The 26,156-nt window shown below is 38.7% G+C and carries 21 protein-coding genes and 1 tRNA gene; 14 read left to right on the top strand and 8 right to left on the bottom strand.

Annotated features, from left to right (window positions below; all coding sequences use genetic code 11):
• Nucleotides 1-126 precede the first annotated feature (126 nt).
• On the top strand, nt 127-1,674 hold the full coding sequence (locus KIV10_RS02580; RefSeq protein ID WP_214111918.1) for a beta/gamma crystallin-related protein: 1,548 nt from the start codon (nt 127-129) through the stop codon (nt 1,672-1,674).
• Nucleotides 1,675-1,805: 131 nt separating this feature from the next.
• Here the strand turns inward: KIV10_RS02580 and pyk are convergent, their stop codons facing one another.
• The 5 genes from pyk to KIV10_RS02555 form a co-directional block, all read right to left on the bottom strand.
• The gene (pyk, locus tag KIV10_RS02575) at nt 1,806-3,236 is read right to left on the bottom strand and encodes a pyruvate kinase (protein ID WP_214111917.1); all 1,431 of its coding nucleotides are present in this window, start codon (nt 3,234-3,236) and stop codon (nt 1,806-1,808) included.
• Entirely contained in the window at nt 3,236-3,724 is a 489-nt protein-coding gene (locus KIV10_RS02570; protein WP_214111916.1) for an IPExxxVDY family protein, read from the bottom strand. The genes pyk and KIV10_RS02570 overlap by 1 nt, the downstream gene beginning before the upstream one ends.
• A 121-nt stretch (nt 3,725-3,845) precedes the next feature.
• A complete protein-coding gene (gene rnc / locus KIV10_RS02565) occupies nt 3,846-4,589 on the bottom strand; it encodes a ribonuclease III (protein WP_214111915.1) in 744 nt (247 codons plus the stop codon).
• An 8-nt stretch (nt 4,590-4,597) separates the two neighbouring features.
• Nucleotides 4,598-5,851 carry a beta-ketoacyl-ACP synthase II gene (gene fabF, locus KIV10_RS02560; RefSeq protein ID WP_214111914.1) on the bottom strand — a complete coding sequence of 418 codons (1,254 nt, stop codon included), beginning with the start codon at nt 5,849-5,851 and terminating at the stop codon, nt 4,598-4,600.
• 10 nt (nt 5,852-5,861) lie between these two features.
• A complete protein-coding gene (locus tag KIV10_RS02555; protein ID WP_014781833.1) occupies nt 5,862-6,095 on the bottom strand; it encodes an acyl carrier protein in 234 nt (77 codons plus the stop codon).
• 246 nt (nt 6,096-6,341) lie between these two features.
• On the opposite strand from KIV10_RS02555, the gene purN reads away from it, so the two are divergent.
• From purN to KIV10_RS02535, 4 genes are all read left to right on the top strand, one after another.
• Nucleotides 6,342-6,935, top strand: a complete 594-nt coding sequence (gene purN, locus KIV10_RS02550) for a phosphoribosylglycinamide formyltransferase (protein WP_214111913.1) — start codon at nt 6,342-6,344, stop codon at nt 6,933-6,935.
• Nucleotides 6,928-7,560, top strand: a complete 633-nt coding sequence (locus KIV10_RS02545; RefSeq protein WP_214111912.1) for a ribonuclease H1 domain-containing protein — start codon at nt 6,928-6,930, stop codon at nt 7,558-7,560. The genes purN and KIV10_RS02545 overlap by 8 nt, the downstream gene beginning before the upstream one ends.
• Before the next feature lie 90 nt (nt 7,561-7,650).
• On the top strand, nt 7,651-8,574 hold the full coding sequence (locus KIV10_RS02540) for a PfkB family carbohydrate kinase (protein WP_214111911.1): 924 nt from the start codon (nt 7,651-7,653) through the stop codon (nt 8,572-8,574).
• Between the two features lie 61 nt (nt 8,575-8,635).
• Nucleotides 8,636-10,534 (top strand): amidophosphoribosyltransferase, encoded by a 1,899-nt coding sequence (locus tag KIV10_RS02535; RefSeq protein ID WP_214111910.1) that lies wholly within the window; start codon nt 8,636-8,638, stop codon nt 10,532-10,534.
• Between the two features lie 1,090 nt (nt 10,535-11,624).
• On the opposite strand, the gene KIV10_RS02530 is transcribed toward KIV10_RS02535, so the two are convergent.
• Nucleotides 11,625-12,233 carry a superoxide dismutase gene (locus tag KIV10_RS02530; protein WP_214111909.1) on the bottom strand — a complete coding sequence of 203 codons (609 nt, stop codon included), beginning with the start codon at nt 12,231-12,233 and terminating at the stop codon, nt 11,625-11,627.
• A 156-nt stretch (nt 12,234-12,389) separates the two neighbouring features.
• On the opposite strand from KIV10_RS02530, the gene KIV10_RS02525 reads away from it, so the two are divergent.
• The 6 genes from KIV10_RS02525 to KIV10_RS02500 all read left to right on the top strand — a co-directional run bounded on the left by KIV10_RS02525 (nt 12,390) and on the right by KIV10_RS02500 (nt 22,024).
• Nucleotides 12,390-15,527, top strand: coding sequence for a UvrD-helicase domain-containing protein (locus KIV10_RS02525; RefSeq protein WP_214111908.1), 3,138 nt, complete (start codon nt 12,390-12,392; stop codon nt 15,525-15,527).
• Between the two features lie 35 nt (nt 15,528-15,562).
• A complete protein-coding gene (gene kbl / locus KIV10_RS02520; protein WP_214111907.1) occupies nt 15,563-16,759 on the top strand; it encodes a glycine C-acetyltransferase in 1,197 nt (398 codons plus the stop codon).
• A 121-nt stretch (nt 16,760-16,880) separates the two neighbouring features.
• Nucleotides 16,881-18,269 (top strand): OmpA family protein, encoded by a 1,389-nt coding sequence (locus tag KIV10_RS02515; RefSeq protein WP_214111906.1) that lies wholly within the window; start codon nt 16,881-16,883, stop codon nt 18,267-18,269.
• Between the two features lie 71 nt (nt 18,270-18,340).
• Nucleotides 18,341-21,064 (top strand): PD-(D/E)XK nuclease family protein, encoded by a 2,724-nt coding sequence (locus KIV10_RS02510; protein ID WP_214111905.1) that lies wholly within the window; start codon nt 18,341-18,343, stop codon nt 21,062-21,064.
• On the top strand, nt 21,064-21,909 hold the full coding sequence (locus KIV10_RS02505) for an alpha/beta hydrolase family protein (RefSeq protein WP_214111904.1): 846 nt from the start codon (nt 21,064-21,066) through the stop codon (nt 21,907-21,909). The genes KIV10_RS02510 and KIV10_RS02505 overlap by 1 nt, the downstream gene beginning before the upstream one ends.
• Before the next feature lie 41 nt (nt 21,910-21,950).
• Nucleotides 21,951-22,024: transfer RNA gene (locus KIV10_RS02500), tRNA-Ala, on the top strand.
• A 29-nt stretch (nt 22,025-22,053) separates the two neighbouring features.
• On the opposite strand, the gene KIV10_RS02495 is transcribed toward KIV10_RS02500, so the two are convergent.
• Nucleotides 22,054-22,848: a universal stress protein gene (locus tag KIV10_RS02495; protein ID WP_214111903.1), complete on the bottom strand. Its 795-nt coding sequence runs from the start codon at nt 22,846-22,848 to the stop codon at nt 22,054-22,056.
• 97 nt (nt 22,849-22,945) lie between these two features.
• On the opposite strand from KIV10_RS02495, the gene KIV10_RS02490 reads away from it, so the two are divergent.
• Both KIV10_RS02490 and KIV10_RS02485 read left to right on the top strand, forming a co-directional pair.
• Nucleotides 22,946-24,331: an MATE family efflux transporter gene (locus KIV10_RS02490; RefSeq protein ID WP_407650142.1), complete on the top strand. Its 1,386-nt coding sequence runs from the start codon at nt 22,946-22,948 to the stop codon at nt 24,329-24,331.
• A gap of 160 nt (nt 24,332-24,491) precedes the next feature.
• Nucleotides 24,492-24,803 carry a cobaltochelatase subunit CobN gene (locus KIV10_RS02485; RefSeq protein WP_214111902.1) on the top strand — a complete coding sequence of 104 codons (312 nt, stop codon included), beginning with the start codon at nt 24,492-24,494 and terminating at the stop codon, nt 24,801-24,803.
• Nucleotides 24,804-24,857: 54 nt separating this feature from the next.
• Here KIV10_RS02485 and KIV10_RS02480 read toward each other — a convergent pair whose 3' ends face one another.
• A complete protein-coding gene (locus tag KIV10_RS02480) occupies nt 24,858-25,493 on the bottom strand; it encodes a 2OG-Fe(II) oxygenase (protein ID WP_214111901.1) in 636 nt (211 codons plus the stop codon).
• Between the two features lie 211 nt (nt 25,494-25,704).
• Here KIV10_RS02480 and KIV10_RS02475 point away from each other — a divergent pair, with 211 nt between their 5' ends.
• Nucleotides 25,705-26,154: a 6-pyruvoyl trahydropterin synthase family protein gene (locus KIV10_RS02475; protein WP_214112144.1), complete on the top strand. Its 450-nt coding sequence runs from the start codon at nt 25,705-25,707 to the stop codon at nt 26,152-26,154.
• The last annotated feature ends 2 nt before the right edge of the window (nt 26,155-26,156 follow it).

Genomic DNA, 26,156 nt, shown 5'->3' with positions numbered 1-26,156 from the left:
TTTTGGCTCTTTGGACAGAAATTCATATCTCTCGTCCTAAGATAGTTTCATAATATTTTAAATGGCAGTTGTTTAGCGGTGAAGTTTTATCTCTTCAAAATCCATTAACAACTAAATTTTATGATTATGAAAACACAATTTCAAACACATTTTAAGAACATCAGTATGGTTGCGTTTTGCCTATTTATTGGCATAACAGCAACAGCACAAATTAAACGTGGACCCATACGCCCGGGCGACCCGAATCCTATAGCAAAAGTTACATTGTACGATGCGATACATTTCGGTGGGGAAAAACGCGAATTCACAGGAAAGACACCCTATCTAAATGATTTTGATAATAGAGCCTCTTCCATCTCTGTACCGTTGGGGAAAAAAGTTACTTTTTATGATGATCGGGGCTTTCAAGGTAGAAAAGTCACCTTGCATCCGGGCAATTATGATTGGCTGAATGATTGGAATGACCGTATCACATCTATAGAGGTAACGGATTTTGACCCCAATGAAGCGGTTGCTTATTTATTTCAAAACAGTGGTGAGGTAACGAACAGTCAAATTTTCCAGAGTTTTACAGCTGGGGAATACGATTTGGATGCGTTGCTTTGTAACGACTGTTTCAAGAAAATGATTGTTTATGGTAATTTGGAAGTTTATCCGTATGATGCCAAAAATTTTAATGGAAGAAATAGGGAAAATGATCCTTTCAAAGAAGGAACGTGGATATTGAATGATTATGGTTTTCACGATAATATTTCTTCGATTAAAGTTCGCAGCTTGCAATATGCACTTTTGAAAACTGTTTTGAGCAATCGGAAAGTGCTGGATGAAGGCGAAAAAGAGGCCATAGGTGTTAATACTACAAGTGAAAATATTAATGTGCCAGGTTCTCCAGAATATTCTGCAACAGTTTCGGACTGCAGAACTGCGAGTGCTACCCAAACATTCGATACCTCGGTTACTACGGGCATTAGTTTTTCAGTTACCACAGGTTTCACGGCAGGGGTAGAAGGAGTTGCATCTTCATCTATTGAATATACGTTTGCAACAAATCTGGAAAGCACATTTTCACAAGGAAATTCGAGTACTATAGAAAAAGAACAATGCTTTACTTTTACGCAGCCTATTCCAGTACCAACAGGATGCAAAGGAATGATTACAGGGTTTATTAAGCCCCAAACAATTCAATATGACATCACGAAACATTATGTGCCCGTTGATGCCGAAGGAAACCAGATACCTGGAGGAAAGCCGAAAATCATAATGGGGAAGTTGGTTGTTGAAAAAAATGCGGATGCCGGCTTTGAAATTTCCCTAGCTCCTCCTTGTGGCGTAAATGTTTCAAACGGTAATTCGAACAATAATTCAAGTAATAACCAGAATAGTTCCTCGTCGAATTCTCAAGATATTTCAAAAGTAATAGTTGCCGATAACAATGGCAATACTGTTGGATATTTCGTGGGCAAAGACGGTAAATGGGAAGAGCAGGATGCGCAGGGAAATGCCAAGTTTCAATATTCGGCAGATATTTATAATAACAATGATTCCAAGATAATCTTAAACGACCTCAACAGGCAGAATGTTAAAATCCATTTGGATTTTTCAACAAACGAAGTGCTTTACGAAGATTTGAATAATTCGCCATTTATGATTTACAAAATCAAATCCAAGAGCTAAAGTATCTTTGATCGAATATTTTAAGGGGCTTTTGTAAAAAAGAAAGCCCTTTTTAATTTTGGCACACCTCTACCAGTTGTTAATGGATATTGTAGCCGTGGGTTGCAACTTTTTATGGAGGTGTGCTTTTTTTACTTCACCAAAGAAACCCGTAAAGTATTTACCATCCCTTTATCCACAATGGGCATGGCGGCAAGGTTTACCAGATAATCTCCTTTTTTTACGTAACCACGCTCCGCAGCAATGCTGTTGATATCGTCCACTGTTTCGTCCGTACTCACGTATTTATCGTAATAAAACGCTTTTACGCCCCAGAGTAAATTCAACCGGGCCAGAATGCGCTTGTTGCTGGTAAAAGCAAGTATAAACGCGCTGGGCCTCCATGCCGAAATTTGAAAAGCGGTATAGCCGCTATTTGTCAAGGTACAGATGGCTTTAGCTTCAATTTCATTCGACATGTGCGAAGCGTGATAGCAAATGGATTTGGTTATGTATCTATTGGTTTTAATTTGTGGCGGCGCTTGCGGAACGTGTATTAATTCTGAATTTTCAACACTTTTTACAATTTTTGCCATCGTTTTTATGACCTGCACAGGATAATTACCCACTGAAGTTTCTCCCGAAAGCATCACCGCATCTGCACCGTCCATTACCGAGTTTGCAACGTCATTTACTTCGGCGCGTGTGGGGGTAAGTGAGGTTATCATCGTTTCCATCATTTGGGTTGCTATGATTACAGGGATTCTCGCTCTTTTTGCGGTAAGTACCAATTCCTTTTGAATAAGTGGTACTTCCTCTGCTGGCACTTCCACGCCCAGATCGCCACGGGCAACCATAAGTCCATCGCAATAGGCCACAATTTTATCTATATTTTGTACGGCTTCAGGTTTTTCAATTTTAGCGATAATGGGTATTTTATATTCACTGTGTGCCTCAATGAGCGCCTGCAATTCCTTTAAATCTTCTGCGTGCCGTACAAACGAAAGCGCCAGCCAGTCCACTTGTTGCTGTATGGCAAAAATGGCATCCTTTTTATCCTTGGCCGTAAGTGCGGGAAGTGAAATATTGGTATTTGGCAGATTTACCCCTTTTTTGGAACGTAACGGCCCGCCCTGTATCACCACGACTTTTACCTCATCCTTTTTATTGGTTTCAAGTACTTCAAAAATCAATTTTCCGTCGTCAAGAAGTACACGTTCCCCTGCATTTACATCAATAGGGAAATTGCTGTAATTCATATAAACCTTTTTCTTTGTTCCTTCAAAATCTTCACCCGTAAAAAATGAAAGTTTATCGCCAGGCTTCACTACAACCTCCTCCTTCATTACGCCCACGCGCAGTTTTGGTCCCTGTAAATCGCCAAGAATAGCTACGTGAATATCCAGTTCCTGAGAGAGTTTGCGAATGGTACCGATTGTTTTTTTGACACCCGCATAATCTGCGTGCGAAAAGTTTATGCGGAATACGTCCACACCCTCTAAAATCATCTGTTTAAGAACTTCTTTTGATGAGGTTGCGGGCCCTAGGGTGGCTACAATTTTGGTTTTTTTAAGCGTTGACATTAGTCGAAAATTAAATTATTTTTTGATTTTATGGTAGTAATATCCACGGCGTATGCAGATATAACCTGTTTTATCTCATTTATTTCTGAAATCATTTTACGTAGCGGAATGCTGTGCGAATCTGTATATATTTTCAGAAAATAATCTACTTTGGGCAATTCTGATAGCAGGTAATGCGTGGTAGATTTTTCTGAAACCAATTCAGAGAAAAGACCGCCGGAGCTGTGGAGCGCGGCTTCTACAGACTTGCATTTGTTCGCCAACAAGTAAAAATAGGTGTATTTAAAAGTGTCGTCAAATTCAAAGAGTGGAAATGTTATCAATAATCCTTTATCTGAAAAATCAAGATCCTTTGATTTCCGTTTGAACCGCATTTTTAAATTTTGGTTCAATAAATAAGCGACTTTATAGGCTTCCTCACTGCAATGAATGGCAATTAAATTGAAATCCTCATCAATATCCTCTTCCAGAATTAATTTTTGCGCCATCTAAATTCGTGCTTTTTTGAATACACGCACAATCACAAAAATAAAGAACTTTCTATCTAATCGCTAACGTACTTGAAGTCATTCAGGATAATTAATCTAAAATTAATTTAAGAGTAAGGAATCAGGCTTTATCTGAATCTGTTCTCAAGTTCAATTTATAAAAAGCTCTTTTTGCGGCACGTTCCTCCGCTTTCTTTTTTGAAGTGGCGCGGGCTTTAGTAACGGTGCTGTCCCCTAATTTTAATCGAACTGCAAAATGCTTAAGTTCATCCTTTCCGGTATCTTCATAAACTTCAAAGTGGAATGGTTTTTTATTCTTTTGGCACCATTCAATAAAAAGGCTTTTGTAGCTAATGACCTTCCCTTCCAATTTTTTTATATCTACATAAGGTTTTATCACGCGCTTATGAATAAATTTCTCACAATAATTGAAACCCCTATCAAGATAGATTGCGCCTACTAATGCTTCAAAAACATTACCGTGAATATTCCCACTGAATTGCTGTGTGGGAATCGTGGTTTTAAGAAATTTTGCCAAATTAAGATCGCGTCCCAGTTCATTTAAATGTTCCCTGCTCACAACCTTTGAGCGCATTTTGGTGAGATAGCCCTCGTTACCGCCCGGAACTTTTTTATAAAGATGTGCCGCAATTACGGCACCAAGAATGGAATCCCCCAAAAATTCCAAACGCTCATAATTTTGGGGTTGTCCCTCGTTGTTTTTTTCATTTGTGGAACGATGGGTAAATGCGGTTTCGTAAATGGAAATGTCTTTCGGGCTAAACCCTAGGATTTTTTTTAGGGAATTGACAAACTCCCCGTTTTTGGCTGTACGGGAAGAGAATATTTTTTTCAGTGAAGCCATTAATAAATTTAGGCGTCTAGTTTTTTGAAAAGAACACAGGCATTGTGGCCACCAAAACCGAATGTATTACTCATAGCTACTTTTATATCGCGCTTTTGAGCGGTATTGAGTGTAAGATTAAGGGAAGGATCTATATTTTCATCCACAGTGGTATGGTTGATGGTTGGAGGAACCATTCCATTTTGCATTGCTAGGATTGAGGCAATGGCTTCAATAGCTCCTGCCGCACCCAATAAATGTCCAGTCATGGATTTGGTAGAATTAATATTGATATCTTTTGCATGCTCGCCGAACACTTTTGTAATTGCTTTAAGTTCAGCAACGTCTCCAAGGGGTGTTGAGGTTCCGTGGGTATTTATCGCGTCCACCTCATTTGGGCTCATATTGGCATCTCGAAGGCAGTTTAACATAACACGTTCAACTCCTATTCCATCTGGGTGCGGAGCAGTCATGTGGTAGGCATCGCTGCTCATTCCACCGCCAACAACTTCAGCGTAGATTTTTGCTCCTCTTTTTTTGGCGTGCTCATATTCTTCCAAAATAAGTGCGCCAGCGCCTTCGCCAAGCACAAAACCATCCCTGGTGGCATCAAAAGGTCTTGAGGCCGTTTCCGGACTTTCATTTCTGGTGGAAAGGGCGTGCATTGCATTAAACCCTCCCATACCTGCTTTAGTTACTGCCGCTTCACTACCACCAGTTACAATGATATCGCAATGCCCCAACCGAATATAGTTTAAGGCATCAATCATTGCATTGGCCGAAGAGGCACAAGCAGATACTGTAGTATAATTGGGCCCCATAAATCCGTGTTTTATGGAAATATTTCCGGGGGCAATATCTGCGATCATTTTTGGAATGAAGAAGGGGTTGAAACGCGGTGTTCCATCCCCTTCTGCAAAGTTTATAACTTCATCTTGAAAAGTTTCCAAGCCACCGATACCAGCTCCCCAAATTACCCCCACACGAAATTTATCAATTTCATCTAGGTTAATCCCTGCATCGAGTATAGCCTCATCTGAAGAAACTAATGCATACTGGGCGAATCTGTCTAGTTTTCGGGCTTCTTTTCTATCAAAATGATCTTCTGCGTTGAAATTTTTTATTTCACAAGCGAATTTGGTCTTGAACTTTTCAGTATCAAAATAAGTTATGGGAGCGCAACCACTTTTCCCATTTTTAAGGCCATCCCAATATTCTTTTATATTGTTGCCAATGGGGGTAAGGGCTCCAAGGCCAGTAACTACAACTCGCTTTAATTCCATAGAAGAATTCTTATTTTGCTGCTTCTATATAGGAAATTGCTTGACCAACGGTGGCAATGTTTTCAGCTTGGTCATCTGGAATCTGGATATCGAATTCTTTTTCAAATTCCATAATAAGCTCTACCGTATCCAAGGAGTCTGCTCCTAAGTCATTAGTGAAGCTGGCTTCGTTTACAACTTCGTTTTCGTCTACACCTAATTTGTCTACGATAATCGCTTTTACTCGTGATGCAATGTCTGACATAATTCTTGTTTTTAAAATTTAATTATAAGTGGCAAAAATAAAATATTTTAATTTAAAACAACATTTAAAGTATAAAATGTGATTTTTACGATGCTAATTGCATCGGTTTCAATTATTTTATATCCAGAAAATTTTCTGGGAAAAATTCAAAGAAAAAACCAATTTAATCAATTTTCGGCTAAGTGAAATGCTATTGCTTTACTTTTGTCAATTATTTAATAATACCAATACTTCAAAACCAAATTGATGACCAAGCGTATCGTAATTTTTGCATCCGGCAGTGGTACCAATGCACAGAATATTATAGAATATTTCAATAAAAATGGAAAAGCCGAAGTTAAAATGGTGCTTTCAAACAAAAAGGAGGCCGGTGTTTTGCAACGCGCCAGAAATTTCAACGTAAATGCAATTTCATTTACTAAGGAGGAATTGTATGCTTCGGAAAAAATTTTGGATATCTTGAAAGAGATCAATCCTCATTTGATTGTTCTGGCTGGATTTCTTCTGAAATTTCCCGACACTATTTTAAATGAATTTCCCAATAAGGTAATAAACATTCATCCGGCACTGCTGCCTAAATACGGAGGGAAGGGAATGTACGGTAGTTTTGTGCACGAAGCCATCCATAAAAATGAAGAGTTGGAAACCGGAATCACCATTCATTACGTCAATGAAAATTATGATGAAGGTGCCGTGATTTTTCAAAAAACTATTTCGATTTCAAGTGATGATACCCCTCAAACGATTGCCCAAAAGGTGCATAAACTGGAATATGAAAATTTTCCAAAAGTGATTGAAAATCTTCTTTTTTCAGAAGAGAAAAACAATTTTAATGGCTAAAAAGCAGAAATTTTATGTGGTTTGGTTTGGCAATCCTGCCGGCATTTTTGACAGTTGGAAGGAATGTAAACTTTCAATAGACGGCGTAAAAGGCGCACGGTATAAAAGTTTTGAAACCTTCGCCGAAGCAAAAAAAGCATACAGCAAAGAATATGCAGACTATAAGGGGAAGACGGTAAAAAAATCACTTTCAAAGGAGCAGCTTCAAAAAATTGGCGAACCCAATCTGTATTCCATCGCCGTAGATGCGGCGAGCAGCGGTAACCCTGGAAAAATGGAATACCGCGGTGTGGATACCCAGACTAAAAAGCAACTTTTTCATCAAGGGCCTTTTCAACAGGGAACCAATAATATCGGGGAATTTTTGGCGCTCGTGCACGGCTTGGCTTTGCTAAAAAAGAAAAATAGTGACCGGATTATCTATACAGATTCAAGAATAGCAATGGGCTGGGTAAAGCGAAAAAAATGCAACACAAAACTAAAGCAAAACGCGAGGAACAAAACACTTTTTGAATTGGTAGCGAGAGCCGAAACTTGGCTAAAAACAAATACGTACGAAACAAAAATCGTGAAATGGGAAACCAAAGCATGGGGGGAAATTCCTGCGGATTTTGGGCGGAAGTAATGTATATCTCTGCAAATTTACTAACGTGTTAAAAGCCCTGATTTTATTATTAATTTCATTAAATTTGCCCCTCATTTCAAAAGCCATTTCATGAGTAAACTTGTAATCGTTGGTACGGTAGCCTTTGATGCCATTGAAACCCCATTTGGGAAAACCGATAAAATCCTCGGCGGTGCCGCTACCTATATAGGTTTGGCCGCTTCGCAATTTAATGTGGACGGCGCCATTGTTTCCGTTGTGGGCGGCGATTTTCCAAAAGAAGACATCAAAATGCTGCAAGAAAAAGGAATGGATGTTTCTGGACTTGAAATTGTTGAAAATGGAAAAACCTTCTTCTGGAGCGGAAAATATAGAAATGACATGAACACCCGCGATACGCTGATTACAGATCTGAACGTACTCGCGGAATTTACCCCAAAAGTTCCTTCGGCCTATAAAAATTCAAAAGTAGTGATGTTAGGAAATCTGCATCCGCTCGTCCAAATGAGCGTTATCGAGCAGATGGATTCCCCAGAGCTTATTGTTTTGGACACTATGAACTTCTGGATGGACAGTGCCCTGGAAGATTTGAACAAGGTAATTGCCAAGGTAGATGTAATAACCATTAATGATGAAGAAGCCAGACAGCTTTCCGGCGAATATTCACTTGTAAAAGCGGCACAAAAAATCATGGAAATGGGCCCTAAGTATGTGGTGATAAAAAAGGGGGAACACGGCGCGTTGCTTTTTGGGGAAGATGAAGTTTTCTTTGCCCCGGCGTTACCGCTTGAAGAGGTTTTTGACCCAACAGGTGCGGGAGATACCTTTGCGGGTGGGTTCACGGGATATCTCGCAAAAACTGAAGATTATAGTTTTGAAAATATGAAAAGGGCCATTATTCATGGCTCTGCCCTTGCTTCTTTCTGCGTGGAAAAATTTGGGCCGGAGCGGCTTTTGAAGCTATCAAAAAAAGAGGTGCATCAGCGCTTACAGCAGTTTAAAAGCTTGACACAGTTTGAAATTGAATTGAAATAAATCTGCGCCCTGAATTTTCGGGGCGTTTTTCGTAATAATACATTTTAAGTATAGGTAAAAAATGAGCGACGCTATAAAACATGAATGTGGGATCGCAATGGTAAGATTGCTGAAACCTCTTGAATATTACAGGGAAAAGTACGGCACTGCTTTCTACGGGGTCAACAAAATGTACTTAATGATGGAGAAACAGCACAACCGTGGGCAGGACGGTGCAGGCTTCGCTAGCATTAAACTCGACGTGCAACCGGGTGAGCGTTACATAAGCCGGGTTCGCTCGAACGCTTCGCAACCCATACAAGATATTTTTGCGCAAATAAACGAAAGAATCAATCTTGAATTTTCACAACATCCCGAGTATAAGGATAGTGTGGCCGCCCAAAAAAAGAACATACCCTACATAGGCGAAGTGTTTCTGGGCCATGTGCGCTATGGAACGTTTGGGATTAATAGTGTAGAGAATGTCCATCCATTTCTTCGCCAAAACAATTGGATGCACCGTAATTTAATCATCGCGGGAAATTTCAATATGACCAATACCAATCAGCTTTTTGAAAATCTTATAAAATTGGGAATGCACCCAAAAGAAAAGGCAGATACGGTAACCGTTATGGAAAAAATTGGCCATTTTTTGGATGATGCCGTTCGTAAACTTTACAAGAAGGCAAAAGCCAAAGGAATGAACAAGCAGGAAGCTTCGCCCTACATAGCGGAGCATTTAAATCTTGCGAAAATTCTGAAAAAATCCGCGGCAAACTGGGACGGCGGTTATGCTATGGCGGGATTGTTGGGTCACGGCGATTCCTTTGTGCTTCGGGATCCGGCCGGTATTCGCCCCACCTATTATTATCAGGATGATGAGGTAATTGTTGTGGCTTCAGAAAGGCCTGCAATCCAGACGGTCTTCAATGTTCCTTTTGAATCCGTGAAGGAATTGGATCCAGGAAATGCCATTCTTATAAAAAAGGATGGAAGTATGAAAATTTCTGAAATATTAGCTCCTTTAGAAAGAAGATCGTGTTCCTTTGAGAGAATTTATTTTTCCCGCGGAAGCGATGCCGAAATTTACCAAGAACGAAAAATGCTCGGAAAATTGGTTATGCCGAAGGTTTTGGAAGCCATAAAATACGATACTGAGAATTCTGTTTTTTCATTTATCCCAAATACCGCTGAAACTTCATTTTATGGTATGCTCGAAGCCGCACAAGATGAATTGAACAAACAAAAAAATGCGGCAATTTTAGAAGAAAGGGAAAAACTAACGCCGGAGCGATTACAACAGATACAGGCACACAAAATCCGAACTGAAAAATTGGCGATAAAAGATGTTAAACTGCGCACTTTTATTACCGATGACAGCAGCCGGGACGATCTGGTGGCGCATGTCTACGACGTTACGTACGGCGTAGTAAAACCTGAAGACAATCTGGTAGTAATTGATGACAGCATCGTCCGCGGAACTACATTGAAAAAGAGCATACTAAAAATGCTGGATCGGCTTCATCCCAAACAGATTGTGGTAGTTTCTTCCGCACCACAAATTCGTTATCCCGATTGTTATGGTATTGATATGGCACGTTTGGAACATTTGGTGGCATTTCAAGCCGCATTGGCACTTCATAATGAAAATGGTACGGAAAGCATCATTGAGGAAATTTATGAGCAATGCAAGCAACAGCTCAAGCTTGACGATGATAAGGTAATAAATCATGTCAAAAAACTGTACGCACCTTTTAGCGATGAGCAAATTTCAGATAAAATTGCTGAAATCATTACTGATCCAAGCGTTAAAGCAGACGTAAAAATTATTTTTCAATCGGTGGAAAATCTGCATAAGGCTTGCCCGAAGAATCTTGGAGACTGGTATTTCACAGGAAATTATCCAACTGCGGGAGGAAATAGAGTTGTAAATAGGGCGTATATCAACTTTTTTGAAGGAAATCCTGACAGAGCGTATTAAATTTTCCCAATTTTAACATTGAAAGAAGCGGTTAATCGGAAACAATAGACTTTAGTCGAAATTGTTCCTTTGTCTAATATTGCTGAGTAAAGTTTAAAGTATATTTGAACTTACCATAAGGCGTAAGTAGGTTAGGTCTATGGTAAGATTTGGGGCAAAAAAGGTAGGCATACGCCTGCCTTTTTTCATGTCCCAAATCTCGGGGTGGCGAGTGCTGGATTTATTTTCTTTACAGAAAGCATTAACGAGCCGTTTCACAATTTTTTAAGCCGTATGCCTGCCTTTTTTCATGCCCCAAATCTTGGGGTGGCGAGTGCTGGATTTATTTCTTTTTAAAAATGATTGACGAGAAATTTAAACTTTTGACACAATCTGTAAGATTTATATTCATTACGCAAATTTTAGCAAAGCGAATGTTTTGCTCCATTTTTGTAAGAAAAAAATTTGATGAATACTTTTTTCAAATTAATAATAAGAATTTAGCACAGGAAATCGGTTGAAATTAAAAGTCTGATTTACAGATAATTAAAAATAAGCCACATGCATTGAACGAATATTATTGCCTTTTATCTAAAAGGTTGATACCGCTGAAATTATTGATATATATTTGGGCATACCATTAGCATAAGTAGGTTAAGTTTATGGTAGATTTGGGGCAAAAAAAGGCAAACATTGTTTGCCTTTTTTTATGCCCAAATCTTTCGGGGTGGCGAGCTGCACTTTTTCTATTATTAACGAAAAATTTTCTGCGAGCCGTTTCATTTTACTATAACATTGTTTGCTTTTTCATCATTCGATGAACCTGCATATACCCAAATCTTTCGGGGTGGCGAGCTGCACTTTTTATTATTAACGAAAAATTTTCTGCGAGCCATTTCATTTTACAATAACATCGTTTGCTTTTTCATCATTCGGTGAACCTGCATATGCCCGAATCTTTCGGAGTGGCGAGTTGCGCAATTTCTCTCCTTTCACGGAAATATTCTTCGAGCTGCATCATATTAATAAAAAATTGTTTGCTTTTTTTGACTTTCAAAAAAAAACGCCGCCTTGAATGGGCGACGTTTTAAATCAATATCGGAAAAATATATTATTTATTCTTTGCGTAGTTTGCAGATACTTCTTCCCAATTTACAACGTTCCAGAAGGCACTAACATAATCCGGACGTTTGTTCTGATATTTTAAATAATATGCATGCTCCCATACGTCAAGTCCCAAGATTGGCGTTCCGCCGCAACCTACTTTTGGCATTAAGGGATTGTCTTGGTTTGGTGTAGAACAAACTTCAACTTTTCCGCCTTTATGAACGCAAAGCCAAGCCCAGCCTGAGCCAAACTGCGTTTTTGCAGCCTCAGAAAATTTCTCTTTAAAGTCCTCAAAGCTTCCAAATGCGCTATCAATTGCTTTTGCAAGATCGCCGGAAGGTTTTCCGCCTCCGTTGGGCGACATCACTTTCCAGAAAAGACTGTGATTGTAAAATCCACCACCATTGTTACGAACAGCTTTATTCTCCATATCGAGATTTATTAAAATATTCTCGATTGTTTTTCCTTCCATATCGGTGCCTTTTATGGCGTCGTTCAATTTATCGGTATAGCCTTGATGGTGCTTATCGTGGTGAATTTCCATTGTTTTTGCATCAATGTTTGGTTCAAGGGCATCAAATGAGTACGGTAATTTTGGTAATTCAAAAGACATAATTATATCGTTTTTATATTAGTTATTATTAAATTCACTCAAATTTAGGCATTCCCAAATTTTATATGTGTTATAAAACTTATAAGATTTTTATAGCGCAATAGATTAATTTTATTCAATTTAGTAGTTGCAGAAGCAGTTATAAAAATTTTTTATTTGGAAAAAAAGTCTCCATTTCTAATTTACGATGCGGCCGCCGGAAGCGGAAAAACGTTTACGCTTGTAAAGGAATATTTAAAACAAATACTTTCACACGATTTTGAAGGCCACTATAAACAGTTGCTTGCCATCACGTTCACAAATAAGGCTGTGGCGGAAATGAAACAGCGTATTGTAGATACGCTCGTAAAATTCAGTGAGGCGGAAAGTACTGTTAATCCTACGCCGATGATGGAAGCCCTTGCTGAAGAAACGGGTCTTTCCGAAGTTGAAATTCAACATAAGTCCCAAAAAATTCTAAAGCATTTGCTCCACAATTATGCAGCATTTAGTGTGGAGACTATCGATAGATTTAATCACCGGCTAATCCGCACTTTTGCGCGCGACCTCAAGCTCGCTACAAATTTTGAAATTACGCTGGATATTAATCAGCTATTGACGGAAGCCGTGGATCTATTGCTGAGCAAGGCTGGACAGGACGAGGCGATTACCAAAGTCCTGCTGGATTTTGCTTTGGAAAAAACGGACGATGATAAATCTTGGGACATTTCAAAAGATATTGTTGCAGCGGCGGGTTTGCTTTACAGCGAAAATGAAGCCCCACAAGTTTCTATTTTAAAGCAAAAAACGCTGCAGGATTTTCTTCAATTCAAAAATGAATTATTGCAAGCAAAAAAGTCGATTTCAGCGAATTTGGTTCAAATTGCTTCAGAAACACTACTGCTTATTGATGACAATGGTTTGGAACATTCCGATTTTAGCAGTGGATATTTACCGAAATATTTTCAGAAAATTGCAAGTAGTGATTTTGGTGTGGGCTTTGGCCTGAAGTGGCAGGATACCATGGCAGATAAACCGCTTTATCCTGCACGGGTTTCGGCGAGTAAAAAGGCGATTATTGATAGTCTGGCTCCAGTCTTTGTTGAAAAATTTGAACAAACGAAGCAGGCAGTTATCCAACTTTGGCTAATCGATTCCATTTTAGCGAATTTAAATCCGCTATCAGTCATCAATTTGGTAAACCAAGAAATTGAAAATATCAAAAATGAGAAGAATATTTTACCGATTTCTGAATTCAATGCGCTCATAAATTCTGAAATAAAAAACCAGCCCGCACCTTTTATTTATGAACGTTTGGGAGAAAAATACCGCCATTTTTTTATCGATGAATTTCAAGATACCTCAAAATTGCAATGGGAAAATTTAATTCCGCTGATTGATAATACCCTTTCCCAACAAACGGATGCGCATTCCGGCAGTTTACTTTTGGTGGGAGATGCAAAACAGAGTATCTACCGCTGGCGCGGCGGACTTCCTGAGCAATTTATACGTCTCAATCTTGGTGATAATCCGTTTACGATAAAGCAAGAGGTACTCAATTTGGACACTAATTATCGCAGTTGCCGGGAGATTATCGATTTCAACAATCAATTTTTTACATTTATTTCAAAATATTTTGCAAATCCGGCGCATACAAGCTTATATGAAATTGGAAATAAACAAAAATGTAACGAGAGGGAAAATGGGTTTGTAAAACTTGAATTTATTGAAGGTGAAAACAAAAATGAGAAAACCGAAACCTATTGCGAACTTGTTTACCAAACCATTCTTGAAGTTAAAGAAAAAGGTTTTGATGAAAGCGATATCTGCATTTTAACCCGGAAAAAAAGCGAGGGCATTGCTTTAGGAGCTTATTTAATGGAGCGCGATGTGCAAGTGGTTTCTTCGGAAACTTTGCTGCTGCAGTCTTCCGCAATCGTTCAAATTTTAATTCTCACTTTAAAAATAAGCTTGCAATCCAAAAATGAAGAGGCAAAAATAGTATTGCTGGATTTGCTACACGACCAGCTTTCCATTTCAGAGGAAAAGCATACTTTCTTCGGCAATTTTTTAAATATTTCATTGGAAGACTTCAGCAAAAAACTAGAGAATTATGAGATTCATTTTGATTTTTCAGAATTAAAAAAACACTCTCTTTACGAAACGTTTGAATATTGCGTACAGCAACTCAAGCTTTCCGATATCGCGGATGCCTATCTTTTTGGATTTATGGATTTGGTTTTGGAATTTGAGCAACAATCAACTGCAGATAAAATCTCATTTTTGGATTATTGGCAAACCAAAAAGGAAACCGCTTCCGTAGCCGCCGTAGCGGGAGCAAATGCGGTGCAATTGATGACTATCCACAAATCCAAAGGGCTGGAATTTCAGGTAGTTATTTTTCCCTTCGCCGATATCAACATTTACGATGCACGAAAAGACAAAGTGTGGTACCCGCTTGGTGAAGATGAATATTCATTCACCGAAGCGCAAATAAATTACAAAACAGAAATTTCAGATTACGGCACCATGGGAGCGCAATTATATTTGGAGCATAGAAGCAAGTTGGAGTTGGATAACTTGAACTTGCTGTATGTTGCCTTAACGCGGGCCGTTGAAAAATTGTATATTTTTTCAGAAAAACCTTCGGAGCGAAAGGATGCTATACCGCAGAACTACAATCATTTCTTTTTGGAGTTTTTGAAATATAGAAATTTATGGAACGAAAACTCCACCACATATTCCTTTGGAACAGACACCGAAAAAATTTCAAAGAAGAAGGAAATTGCATTTCAAGTTACACCTATATATATATCCTCAAATCCAGAGGCGCATAATTTGAATATAATTTCAAAAGACGCCTTGCTTTGGAATACTGAAAGTGAGGTTGCAATTTCCGCAGGAAATTTACTGCACGATGTTATGGCAAAAATTATTTCTGCAAGCGATGCAGAAGAAATTTTATATGAAATAGAACAAAGGGGAAATACCACAACCGAAGAATTACAAAATTTGCGGCGGACGGTTTCCACAATTATCAATCACCCTGAATTAAAATATCTATTTGACGGAAATGGCAATGTTTTTTCGGAACGGGATATAATTTCGAAGGAAGGAATTATTCTTCGGCCCGATCGACTCAATATTTTTTTGGACAACACCGCCGTTGTTGTGGACTATAAAACGGGAAATGAAAGTCAGAAACATATAACGCAAATCAACAGCTATGCTAATGCTATAGAGGATATGGGATTTAAGGTTATCGAAAAAATCCTAATCTATACTAACGACGCCATTGTGATAAATAAAGTTTAAATTTGAAGTATCAAAAACTGGAAAAAATTTTAAAAATGTACGGAAAAATAAAGGAGCATCTTCAAAATGAAATAGAGGAAATTAAAGAGAATGGACTTTACAAAAAGGAACGCATCATTACATCACCTCAAGATGCGGTGATTAAGATTTCTACTGGGGAAGAAGTGATCAATTTTTGCGCAAATAATTATCTTGGATTGTCATCAAACAAGGAGGTAATCCAAGCAGCAAAGGATGCCATGGACACACACGGTTTTGGAATGTCTTCTGTGCGTTTTATCTGCGGAACACAGGACATTCATAAAGAATTGGAAAAAAAGATTGCTGAATTCTACCAAACCGAAGACACAATATTATATGCTGCGGCCTTTGATGCCAACGGTGGCGTATTTGAACCGCTTTTAGGTGAAGAAGATGCCATCATATCAGATTCATTGAACCATGCATCAATCATTGATGGCGTTCGTCTTTGCAAGGCTGCGCGCTACCGCTATGAAAATAGTAATATGGAAGATCTGGAGCAGCAGCTTATAAAAGCGAATATGAATGGCGCCCGATTTAAGATAATTGTCACCGATGGCGTTTTTTCAATGGATGGTTTGGTTGCGTCACTGGATCAAATTTGTGATTTGGCAGATAAATACGATGCGCTTGTGATGATTGATGAATGCCACGCAGCAGGATTTATAGGCGATACCGGTCGCGGAACCTTAGAGGAAAAAGGCGTAATGGGCCGAATTGACATCATAACAGGCACACTTGGAAAAGCCTTGGGCGGTGCCATGGGCGGATACACTACGGGCAAAAAGGAAATAATAGATTTACTTCGCCAACGTTCACGACCTTATCTGTTTTCGAATTCCCTTGCGCCAGCAATTGTTGGCGCATCGATCAAGGTATTTGAGATGCTCACAAATGACAATGCGTTACGAAACAAATTGGCTGAGAATACTGCGTATTTCAAAAAAGGAATGATGGACGCAGGGTTTGATATAATTGACGGGGATTCTGCGATTGTTCCGGTTATGCTGTATGATGCAAAACTTTCGCAAAAAATGGCAGATATGCTGTTAGAAGAAGGCATTTACGTTATCGGGTTTTTCTTTCCAGTTGTTCCAAAAGAGAAAGCAAGAATTAGAGTTCAGCTATCTGCCGCACATAAAAAAGAACATTTGGATAAAGCAATAAATGCATTTATTAAGGTGGGCAAAAAATTGGAGGTCATCTCGTGACCCACGGTTTATGTACACTCAGCAAGGACTTTAGGAAAATTTTATAAAATTTGCTTTTGTTTATAAATTTTAACAACTTACTTTTGCTTCTAATTAACACTTAAAAATTAAACAATCGAATATGAAACATCTTAACAGATTATTAGTTGCTGCCATCTTATTCTTAGGAGTTGGCGTAGCGAATGCGCAAGACGAAAACAACCCTTGGGCTATTGAGATTGGTGTAAACGCCGTTGATGTTTACCCAGTTGGAACTAGCGAGGGTGGAAGAATAGATCCTTCTTTAAGAGGCGACTATTTTGATGAGTATTTTAACGCAAATGACCACTGGAATATACTGCCATCGGTTTCTAAATTAGGAATTAGCAGATATATTGGAAGTGGTTTTGTATTTACAGCTGTTGGTGCCATCAACAGAATTGACAAAATTGGTGACGCTCCTGCAGATGACCTAAGCTACTACTCTGCTGATGGTGAGATTAAATACAGCTTCAGAAACATTTTAAATGGTCCTGGTGGATGGGCTGATCCATACTTAGGTATTGGTGGTGGTTACACTTGGGTTGATGATATCGGTTTTGGTACTGCTAACGGTACTGCCGGTTTAAAAATCTGGTTTACTGACAATCTTGCACTTAACCTTCAATCTGTTTATAAAAGAGCATTTGAGGATACTTACGGAATTACACACTTCCAGCATTCTGCAGGTGTAGTTTTCCAATTCGGTGGAAAAGACACTGATGGTGATGGAATTTTTGATAAAGATGATGAGTGTCCAGAAACTCCAGGTCTTCCAGAATTCAACGGATGTCCTGATACAGACGGTGATGGAATCGAAGACAGACAAGATGCTTGCCCAAACACTCCTGGTGTAGCTGAATTTAATGGATGTCCAGATACAGACGGTGATGGTATTGCTGATCCTCAAGATGAGTGTCCTACTGTTGCAGGTGTTGCTGCACTAAACGGTTGCCCAGATGCTGATGGTGATGGTATCGCTGATAAAGATGATGCTTGTCCAAACGAAGCTGGTCCTGCTGCAAACAATGGTTGCCCTTACAAAGATAAAGATGGTGATGGTGTATTGGATAAAGATGATCAATGTCCAGACGTTCCAGGTACTGTTGCTAACAAAGGTTGCCCAGAAGTTTCTGTAGAAATCATTAAGCAATTGAATGAGTACTCTAAAACTATCCTATTTGACCTTGGTAAAGCTACCATCAGAAAAGAATCTTATGCTGTTCTTCAAAATATCGCTGATATTATGAAAGAATATCCAAATGCAAGATTCGAAATAGAAGGCCACACAGATAGCCAAGGTAGCGACGAGCTCAACCAAAGATTATCTAATGACAGAGCTGCTTCTGTAAGAGATTACCTAACTACTATAGGTATGGACGGTAGCAGATTAACATCAATTGGTTACGGTGAGTCTAGACCAATCGCTACTAACGCAACTAAAGCTGGTAGACAACAAAACCGTCGTGTTGAAATTTCTTTAAAGAAATAATTTCAACAGATAAGTTTTAATAAATAGATTGAAACGCCTCCGATTTTCGGAGGCGTTTCTTATTTTTAGGTATGCGTACATTTCTACAGGAAACACTTTCGAAAATAAAAAATGAGCACTCAGATTTATCCGCTCTCACATTCATACTTCCCAGCAGGAGAGCCGGTGGTTTCTTGAAAAATGAATTGAAATCAATCACAACTTCCACTCAGTTTGCCCCAACTATTTGGAGTATTGAGGAATTTGTTGAAGAACTTTCAGATCTTAAAATAAAAGATAATATCGAATTAATTTTCAAAATCTATCACGCTTATCTACTAACAGAATCCATTAAAGAAAAGGAAGATTTTGAAACATTTTCGACGTGGGCAAATACCTTATTGAACGATTTCAATGAAGTTGACCGCTATCTTATAAATCCCGTAAAATTCTTTAATTATTTGGCAGATATCAAGAATTTGGAAAGATGGGGAGTTAACAATGAGCAGACTCCTTTGGTCCAAAATTATTTACGTTTTTGGAACAGTCTTTTTGAATTGTATGAAAACATTCAATCCCTTTTGCTAAAGGAAAATGCGGGATACCAAGGTATGGTATATCGCGAGGCCGCCAGCGCAATCGAACATTATATTTCGGTCAATGGAAATAAAAAACACATTTTTATAGGGTTTAATGCTTTAAATGCTGCTGAGCAACAGATTATCCAAGTCCTCTTAGAAACTGGCAATTCGGAGATTTTCTGGGATATAGACGAATGGTTTTTTAATGATGATAAACACAGTGCCTCGTATTTTGTAAGAGGTTATTTGAAGGAATGGCCCTATTTTGATCAACATAAACTGAATTTTATTGCAAATAATTTTCAGAAAAATAAACATTTCAAAATTGTTGAGGCACAAAAAAATATAGCACAAGTAAAGTTTGTTGGTGAAACCTTGATGCAATTTTCAGATGAAGAATTAAGCAAAACAGCAATCGTTTTAGGCGATGAAACTCTATTATTGCCACTGCTTCATTCCCTGCCGAAAAACATTCAAAACCTAAATATTACAATGGGTGCGCCGTTGAAAGGTTTCCCCGCCGTCGTTTTCTTCGAATTACTTTTTATGTTGCATCTTCGCAAAACTGACGTGCTTTATTACAAAGACATTTTAGCGATTTTAAACCATCCATTGTGTGCGTCCCTCTTGCCGAGTACAAGTTCTATTTCAGAAAAAATAATTGAATCCAATACCACACATATCGCCGTTTCATATTTGGTGGAAACTTTTAGCCCTGATGCAGAAATAATTAAACTACTTTTTCAAAATTGGGATGAAAATAGTGTAACGGCCCTTGAATCCTGCCAAAAAATAATTGAAAAACTTCAAAACAAATTTCAGGAGAACAGGATTGAACGGGTGGTATTGCACGAACTGCATTCCATTTTCAAAAAAATTAAAGCTTTAAATGGCAAATACCCTCATTTAAAATCCATAAAAACGGTTCAGTCTTTATATAATGAGTTGGTTGCTTCGGCATCACTTGATTTTAAAGGCGATGCGTACAACGGTCTACAAATTATGGGGGTTTTGGAAACACGCGTGTTGGATTTTGAGAATGTAATTATCACCTCTGTCAACGAAGGTATTTTTCCATCAGGAAAATCAAATGCTTCCTTTATTACGTATGATTTAAAGCAGCATTTTAAACTGCCGCTTTATACCGAAAAAGATGCTATTTACACATATCATTTTTACAGATTGCTCCATCGCGCTTCAAACGTCACGCTACTTTACAATAATTTTTCCGAAGGAATCAATACGGGTGAAAAAAGCAGATTTTTAATGCAACTCGAAATCGAGAAACATCCCAACCACACCATTGAAAAAATTGTGATTACGCCGAAAGTTCAACTAAGGAAACAAGGTTTAAAACGGATAAATAAAACCGCTGCCGTAATGCAAAGACTTGAAGAGATTGCTAAAAAAGGCTTTTCGCCTTCAGCTCTTACAAGTTATATCCGCAATCCATTGGAATTTTATTTTCAGAAAATACTAAGATTACAGGAATTTGAGGAAATGGAAGAAACCGTCGCGGCAAATACGCTCGGGAGCATTGTCCACGATACGTTGGAAACATTCTACAAACCATTTGAAAATTCAATTTTAAAAGCTTCAGAATTAATAATATTGAAATCACACATACACGATGAGGTTACGAGGCAATTCAAGAAGACTTTTCGCGGTGGGGATTTTTCAAAAGGAAAAAACCTGATCATTTTTGAGGTTGCAAAACGCCACGTCTCTAATTTTATAGATAGAGAAATTGCTGATGTAAATGAAGGAAACGTGATTGAGATATTAAAAATTGAAACCAACCTTACATTGCAGATTGCTATAACAGAGTTACATTTTCCGGTCAATATTCATGGAAAAATTGATAGGGCAGACCGCTATAACGGTCAGTTACGCATTATAGATTACAAGACCGGAAGGGTGAACCAAAACGATGTGGAATTGATTGATTGGGAAGAACTCACACAGGAATATAAATACAGTAAAGCCTTTCAAATACTGGCGTACGCGCTTATGATGGATAAAGAGCTACCCATAACAAATGCCGAAGCCGGTATTATTTCATTCAAAAATTTACAAAGTGGTTTTCTGAAATTTGGCACAAAAGAAAGTGGAAGAGGGCCCAAAAATCAATTGATCAACGAAGCAACCTTGGAGTATTTTACACGCGAACTTAAAAAATTAATCTTGGAAATTTGCGACCCAAATATTCCATTCACCGAAAAAGAAATAGATTGATGATTATAAAAAAGAATTTAATACTAAGGACTGAAGACAAAAAACCGATACTTTATGATATTTACTTTAAGAAAAATGAAAATCCGCAACACGTAATCGTCTTTTGCCACGGTTATAAAGGCTTTAAGGATTGGGGTGCGTGGCATTTGGTAGCCGAAAAATTTGCTGAGGCAGGCTTTTGTTTTTTGAAATTCAATTTTTCGCATAACGGAGGTACCATGGAAAATCCGATAGATTTCCCAGATCTGGAGGCCTTCGCTGAAAATAATTTCACTACAGAACTTGAAGATTTGGACAGAATGCTGAAATTAATTGAAAGCGGAAACAACAATCTTCCTAATAATATATCAGAAATATCTTTAATTGGCCACAGCCGTGGCGGCGGGATTGTCCTAATAAAAGCCGAAGAAGATGCGCGAATAAAAAATGTAATTACCTGGGCAAGCGTAAGCGATTTCAAACCAAGATTTTTGGAGGATACGGAAGCTTTTGAAGCATGGAAAGCCACGGGTGTTACCTACGTTGAAAACAGTCGGACTAAGCAAAAATTACCACATAATTTTCAATTCTATGAAGACTATAAGGCAAATGAAAAACGCTTTACCATAAAGCGAGCGGTTGAAAATTTAACGATTCCGCATCTTATTATTCACGGTACAGATGATTCCACGGTTCAAGAAAAGGAAGCAAAAGCATTGCAAAAATGGAATCCAAATTGCAAATTGGTGCTTATTACAGGTGCAGATCACGTATTCGGCGCGCAACACCCGTGGGAAAATGAGAACTTACCACAGGATTTGGAGCGGGTTATTTCAGAAACAATAGATTTTCTGAAAAAGAACTAGGGTATTAAAAAATTTACTATTTTTGGCAACCTAAACAGATTGGGGGATTAGCTCAGCTGGCTAGAGCGCTTGCATGGCATGCAAGAGGTCATCGGTTCGACTCCGATATTCTCCACAAAACCACTGATTTTCTCAGTGGTTTTTTTATTCCTGAACGGGAAGGACCAATAAAGGTTTACTGGTATAGAATTCCTTTTTTAGAATTTCATTCTTTTCCCAAAGTTTTTTGAAAAATCCACGCTTTCTGCGAATAACGCAAAGCATATCTGGTTGAAATTTCTGAAAATGCTCAATAACGCCCTGAAACGTCGTTGCGGCCTCAGTAGCGGTATACGATTTTTGCAATGATTTTAAATTTTCTGAAACATGCTTCATTTCATCAGTAGTTTCAGGTGTTTCTACGTGAAGGACGTGAACTTCGGTTCCGAAAAATTCCACGAATTTTGAAACAGGTTCCAGTAAACTATCTTTTTCAAAAGTGCCATTTTTAAATGCCATCAGCATGGTTTTCGGCTTTGAGAATTCAGCGCCTTCGGGGACTATTAAAATGGGAATATTGGTTTGTTTCAAAAGTTTACCGGAGGTTTTTCCCAGATAGACTTCCTCTTTTATGGAATTGCTCCTAGGCGCAAGTACCATTAAATCAATTGGTATCTGGCTATTTACTCTGTTTATCCCTGCTAAGACTTCCCCTTTTATGGGATGCGCGACAACTTGCACGCCTTTTCTATTCACGAGGGAAAGGACTTCATCCAACCTGTTTTCAGATTCTTCCTTTAAAATGGTGTTCACTTTTGAAAGCCCGCCTACTTTGGACAGCTCCTGAAATACGGAAACCACAAATACATTTCCACCTATTTCCTTGGCCAAATCAATGGCATATTGAAGATTACTTACTGAGTTTTGTGATGAGCCCACCGGCACCAAAATATTTTTCATAGCACTGAAAATTCTATTTTTTAATTAATTGCAAAATTAGGGTTAAATATCGGTTAACAGAATATACTTCACAAATTTGAAAAATAAAGTTTTTTAAATGCCGCAAATATGCGAAGCCATTAGCAATTTGGGTAGTTTTGTAAAAATGATTACTCCCACCAATATTTCATTTAAAAGAATCCAGCAACTTGCCATACCTGCCATAATTGCTGGGATTGCAGAGCCAGTTCTCTCCGCCACAGATGCGGCGGTAGTGGGCAATATTGATAATTATGGGATAGAATCCTTGGCAGCCGTGGGGATTGTAGGCTCTTTTCTCTCGGCGTTGATTTGGATTTTGGGACAGACCCGAAGTGCCATTTCAGCTATTGTTTCGCAGAACTTGGGAGCTGGAAAAATTGCGGAGATCAGCAGTTTCCCCGCGCAGGCCATTTATTTCAACATAAGTTTGAGCATAATTGTACTTTTTTCAACGTATTTTTTTGTTGAAGAAATCTTCATCCTGCTTAATGCCGAAGGAATAGTTCTTACCTTCAGTATAAATTATTACAACATTCGCGTTTGGGGATTCCCGCTTACGCTTTTTACCTTTGCCGTCTTCGGGATTTTCCGTGGGCTCCAGAATACATTCTGGCCTATGATTATTGCCGCAATAGGTGCAGTTTTGAACATTGGGCTGGACTTCATTTTGGTATATGGCATTGAAAACATTATTTCACCTTTGGGAATAAAAGGTGCGGCTTGGGCCAGCTTGATTTCACAATCTGTAATGGCAATTTTGGCGTTTTCATTTTTAATGAAAAAAACGGAAATCTCTCTAAAATTGAAATTGCCACTGCACCCAGAAATAAGAAGATTGGTGTTTATGAGCTTCAATTTATTTCTGCGCTCCGTGGCGCTTAATACGGCGTTAATCCTTGCCACGCGTGAGGCCGCAGCTTTGGGGAAGGAATATGTAGCGGCGCACACCATTGCATTTAATATTTGGATTTTTACGGCATTTTTTCTGGACGGTTACGGAGCGGCCGGCAATATTCTGGGCGGAAAACTGCTGGGGGAACGTAACTACAAATCGCTTTGGCAGCTCACAAAAAAGGTAAATATTTATAATTTGATAGTTTCATTACTATTGGTTTCCATTGGCACAATTTTCTATCGGTATTTTGGGCTTATTTTCAATAAGGATGAAACGGTTCTCGCCTTATTCTACGGAATGTTTTATATGGTATTGTTGAGTTTGCCGTTCAATGCGGTGGCTTTTACGCTCGATTCTATTTTTAAGGGTCTGGGCGAAATGGGTTTTTTGCGAAATGTACTTCTGGGCGCAACGATTTTTGGGTTCATCCCCGTGCTTTATTTTTCAAAATATATGAATTGGGGCCTCACGGGCATTTGGGCGGCAATGATTGTTTGGATTGCGTACAGGGCAATAGCGCTCATCATTAAATTCAAGAGAAAATACATTCCACTTATAGAAAATTAATACATTTACTGAACACTGAACACTGAACACTGAACACTGAACACTGAATTATGGATTGGTTAGAATTTATTGGCGGCCCGGGGTTATTTCTCATCCTGGCCATTTTGGTCATCATTGCTGTAATTTATAAGAAAATTAAGAACAAATAGTTTTTTCTTTAGTGAGAACCCCTTCTGAAATATTCAAGAATGATGCTGAATTGCTTCAAAATAATTCAGTAAAGGAACTTATTTCTGAATATGAAAATGTGTGCGATGAGCTCATAGATTTACAGCAGGTAAACGATATGGGCAAGGAAAAATACCTGAGAATCCTGCTTCGCGAAATACGGGAAAGTATAGCAATGGAACTAAAGCGAGATCTCGAGGCAGAACGTTTCAAGGAAACCGAACGTGTGGATTTCAAAAACGCAGTGGAAAACCTGCGAAATTACATTGATAGGTATTGCGACGATTATCAGATTTATCTTTAAGTTAGCTGTTAGCTGTTAGCTGTTAGCTGTTAGCTGTTAGCTGTTGGCTAAATTTTATCTTGTTTTTAGCCATCCGGTTATGCTCATTCTTTCTGAAGCCTTTATCACTTTAACCTCGTGCTCCAGCACCTGGCTTTCAAAAATAACCACCCTTCCCGGAAGCGGTAAAATATCAATTGCTTCCTTTTCAGTATAAATAGTAAGTTCGCCGCCGTTTTCGCGCAGCCAGTTGTCCTCATTCAGGTAACAGACTATGGATAATTTTCTGCGGTCATCATTCTGAAAGGTATCCAAATGCCGTTTGTAAAACGTGCCGGTAGGGTACACCGCGTAGTGGAATTCCTTTTGAAGAATGCCCAAAAAGCAGGTCTTGTTCAGATAATTTACAAGTTCATTAATTTTTTTGAAGAATATTTTTTCGGCTTCATTGGCATTCGCTTCGTCCATCCAAAGAATAAAATCGCCACGTATGGTTTTGTCGATTTCCTCGTTGGTTCGGTTGCCTATGGCAGATTTCTTAAAACGGTCTGCATCGTATTTCGCCAAAAGAGAGTGCCGCAGAACATCTACTTCTTCCGAAGAAAAAAAGTCGTTCACAATGCTGTATTGCTTCGCCAACAAATCATCAATAATAGTTTCAAACAATGGATTTTCAATAAATTCCAGCTGCTCAAAAAGTTCTTCGGTCATTTTTTGATTTTTAAAAAGTTGGCAAATATAAGGCAGAAACCCATTGGTTTTTGCGCTCCCCAAAAACATAGCCTTCTTTTTGGGAAAACACAGTTGTGTTTGGTTCAAAACACAGTTATGTTTTGGTTGAAATGAAGCTTGCTTTTTTATAAAAGTAAGCTTTAAAAGTGGGGAGCAGAAAATTGTATCTTTGCGACACAACTACCAAGCTATGGACCAGATACGCATTACCAAGATTTTTTCCTTTGAAACCGGCCACGCACTTTATGGTTACGATGGTAAATGTAGAAATGTGCACGGGCATAGTTATAAACTATTCGTGACCGTGATTGGTAATCCTATAAATGATTCCGAAAACGTGAAATTTGGGATGGTGATTGACTTCGGCGATCTGAAAAAAATAGTGAAAGAGGAAATTGTGGATGTTTTTGACCACGCCACCGTTTTCAACAAAAACACCCCGCACGTAGAACTTGCCAAGGAATTGAGCGACCGCGGCCACAGCGTGCTATTGGTAGATTACCAGCCCACAAGCGAAATGATGGTGATATATTTTGCCGAAAAAATAAAGCAACGCCTTCCCAGCGGTATCCAGCTACATTCCCTGAAATTGCAGGAAACTGAAAGTAGTTATGCGGAGTGGTTTGCGGGGGATAATTGAGA

This window comes from Aequorivita echinoideorum, from assembly GCF_018476645.1.
In the GTDB taxonomy this organism is placed as follows: Bacteria; Bacteroidota; Bacteroidia; order Flavobacteriales; family Flavobacteriaceae; genus Aequorivita; species Aequorivita echinoideorum.
This window is presented reverse-complemented; position numbering and strand designations above follow the sequence as displayed.

What these genes read in the sequence shown, in the direction of transcription:
- KIV10_RS02555 (WP_014781833.1), bottom strand. Translation starts at nt 6,095, where the DNA reads ATGTCAGACATTGCATCACGAGTAAAAGCGATTATCGTAGACAAATTA.
- KIV10_RS02505 (WP_214111904.1), top strand. Translation starts at nt 21,064, where the DNA reads ATGATTATAAAAAAGAATTTAATACTAAGGACTGAAGACAAAAAACCG.
- KIV10_RS02480 (WP_214111901.1), bottom strand. Translation starts at nt 25,493, where the DNA reads ATGACCGAAGAACTTTTTGAGCAGCTGGAATTTATTGAAAATCCATTG.
- kbl (WP_214111907.1), top strand. Translation starts at nt 15,563, where the DNA reads ATGTACGGAAAAATAAAGGAGCATCTTCAAAATGAAATAGAGGAAATT.
- KIV10_RS02570 (WP_214111916.1), bottom strand. Translation starts at nt 3,724, where the DNA reads ATGGCGCAAAAATTAATTCTGGAAGAGGATATTGATGAGGATTTCAAT.
- KIV10_RS02545 (WP_214111912.1), top strand. Translation starts at nt 6,928, where the DNA reads ATGGCTAAAAAGCAGAAATTTTATGTGGTTTGGTTTGGCAATCCTGCC.
- KIV10_RS02510 (WP_214111905.1), top strand. Translation starts at nt 18,341, where the DNA reads ATGCGTACATTTCTACAGGAAACACTTTCGAAAATAAAAAATGAGCAC.
- purN (WP_214111913.1), top strand. Translation starts at nt 6,342, where the DNA reads ATGACCAAGCGTATCGTAATTTTTGCATCCGGCAGTGGTACCAATGCA.
- KIV10_RS02515 (WP_214111906.1), top strand. Translation starts at nt 16,881, where the DNA reads ATGAAACATCTTAACAGATTATTAGTTGCTGCCATCTTATTCTTAGGA.
- KIV10_RS02490 (WP_407650142.1), top strand. Translation starts at nt 22,946, where the DNA reads ATGCCGCAAATATGCGAAGCCATTAGCAATTTGGGTAGTTTTGTAAAA.
- KIV10_RS02530 (WP_214111909.1), bottom strand. Translation starts at nt 12,233, where the DNA reads ATGTCTTTTGAATTACCAAAATTACCGTACTCATTTGATGCCCTTGAA.
- pyk (WP_214111917.1), bottom strand. Translation starts at nt 3,236, where the DNA reads ATGTCAACGCTTAAAAAAACCAAAATTGTAGCCACCCTAGGGCCCGCA.
- rnc (WP_214111915.1), bottom strand. Translation starts at nt 4,589, where the DNA reads ATGGCTTCACTGAAAAAAATATTCTCTTCCCGTACAGCCAAAAACGGG.
- KIV10_RS02495 (WP_214111903.1), bottom strand. Translation starts at nt 22,848, where the DNA reads ATGAAAAATATTTTGGTGCCGGTGGGCTCATCACAAAACTCAGTAAGT.
- KIV10_RS02535 (WP_214111910.1), top strand. Translation starts at nt 8,636, where the DNA reads ATGAGCGACGCTATAAAACATGAATGTGGGATCGCAATGGTAAGATTG.
- KIV10_RS02540 (WP_214111911.1), top strand. Translation starts at nt 7,651, where the DNA reads ATGAGTAAACTTGTAATCGTTGGTACGGTAGCCTTTGATGCCATTGAA.
- fabF (WP_214111914.1), bottom strand. Translation starts at nt 5,851, where the DNA reads ATGGAATTAAAGCGAGTTGTAGTTACTGGCCTTGGAGCCCTTACCCCC.
- KIV10_RS02580 (WP_214111918.1), top strand. Translation starts at nt 127, where the DNA reads ATGAAAACACAATTTCAAACACATTTTAAGAACATCAGTATGGTTGCG.
- KIV10_RS02475 (WP_214112144.1), top strand. Translation starts at nt 25,705, where the DNA reads ATGGACCAGATACGCATTACCAAGATTTTTTCCTTTGAAACCGGCCAC.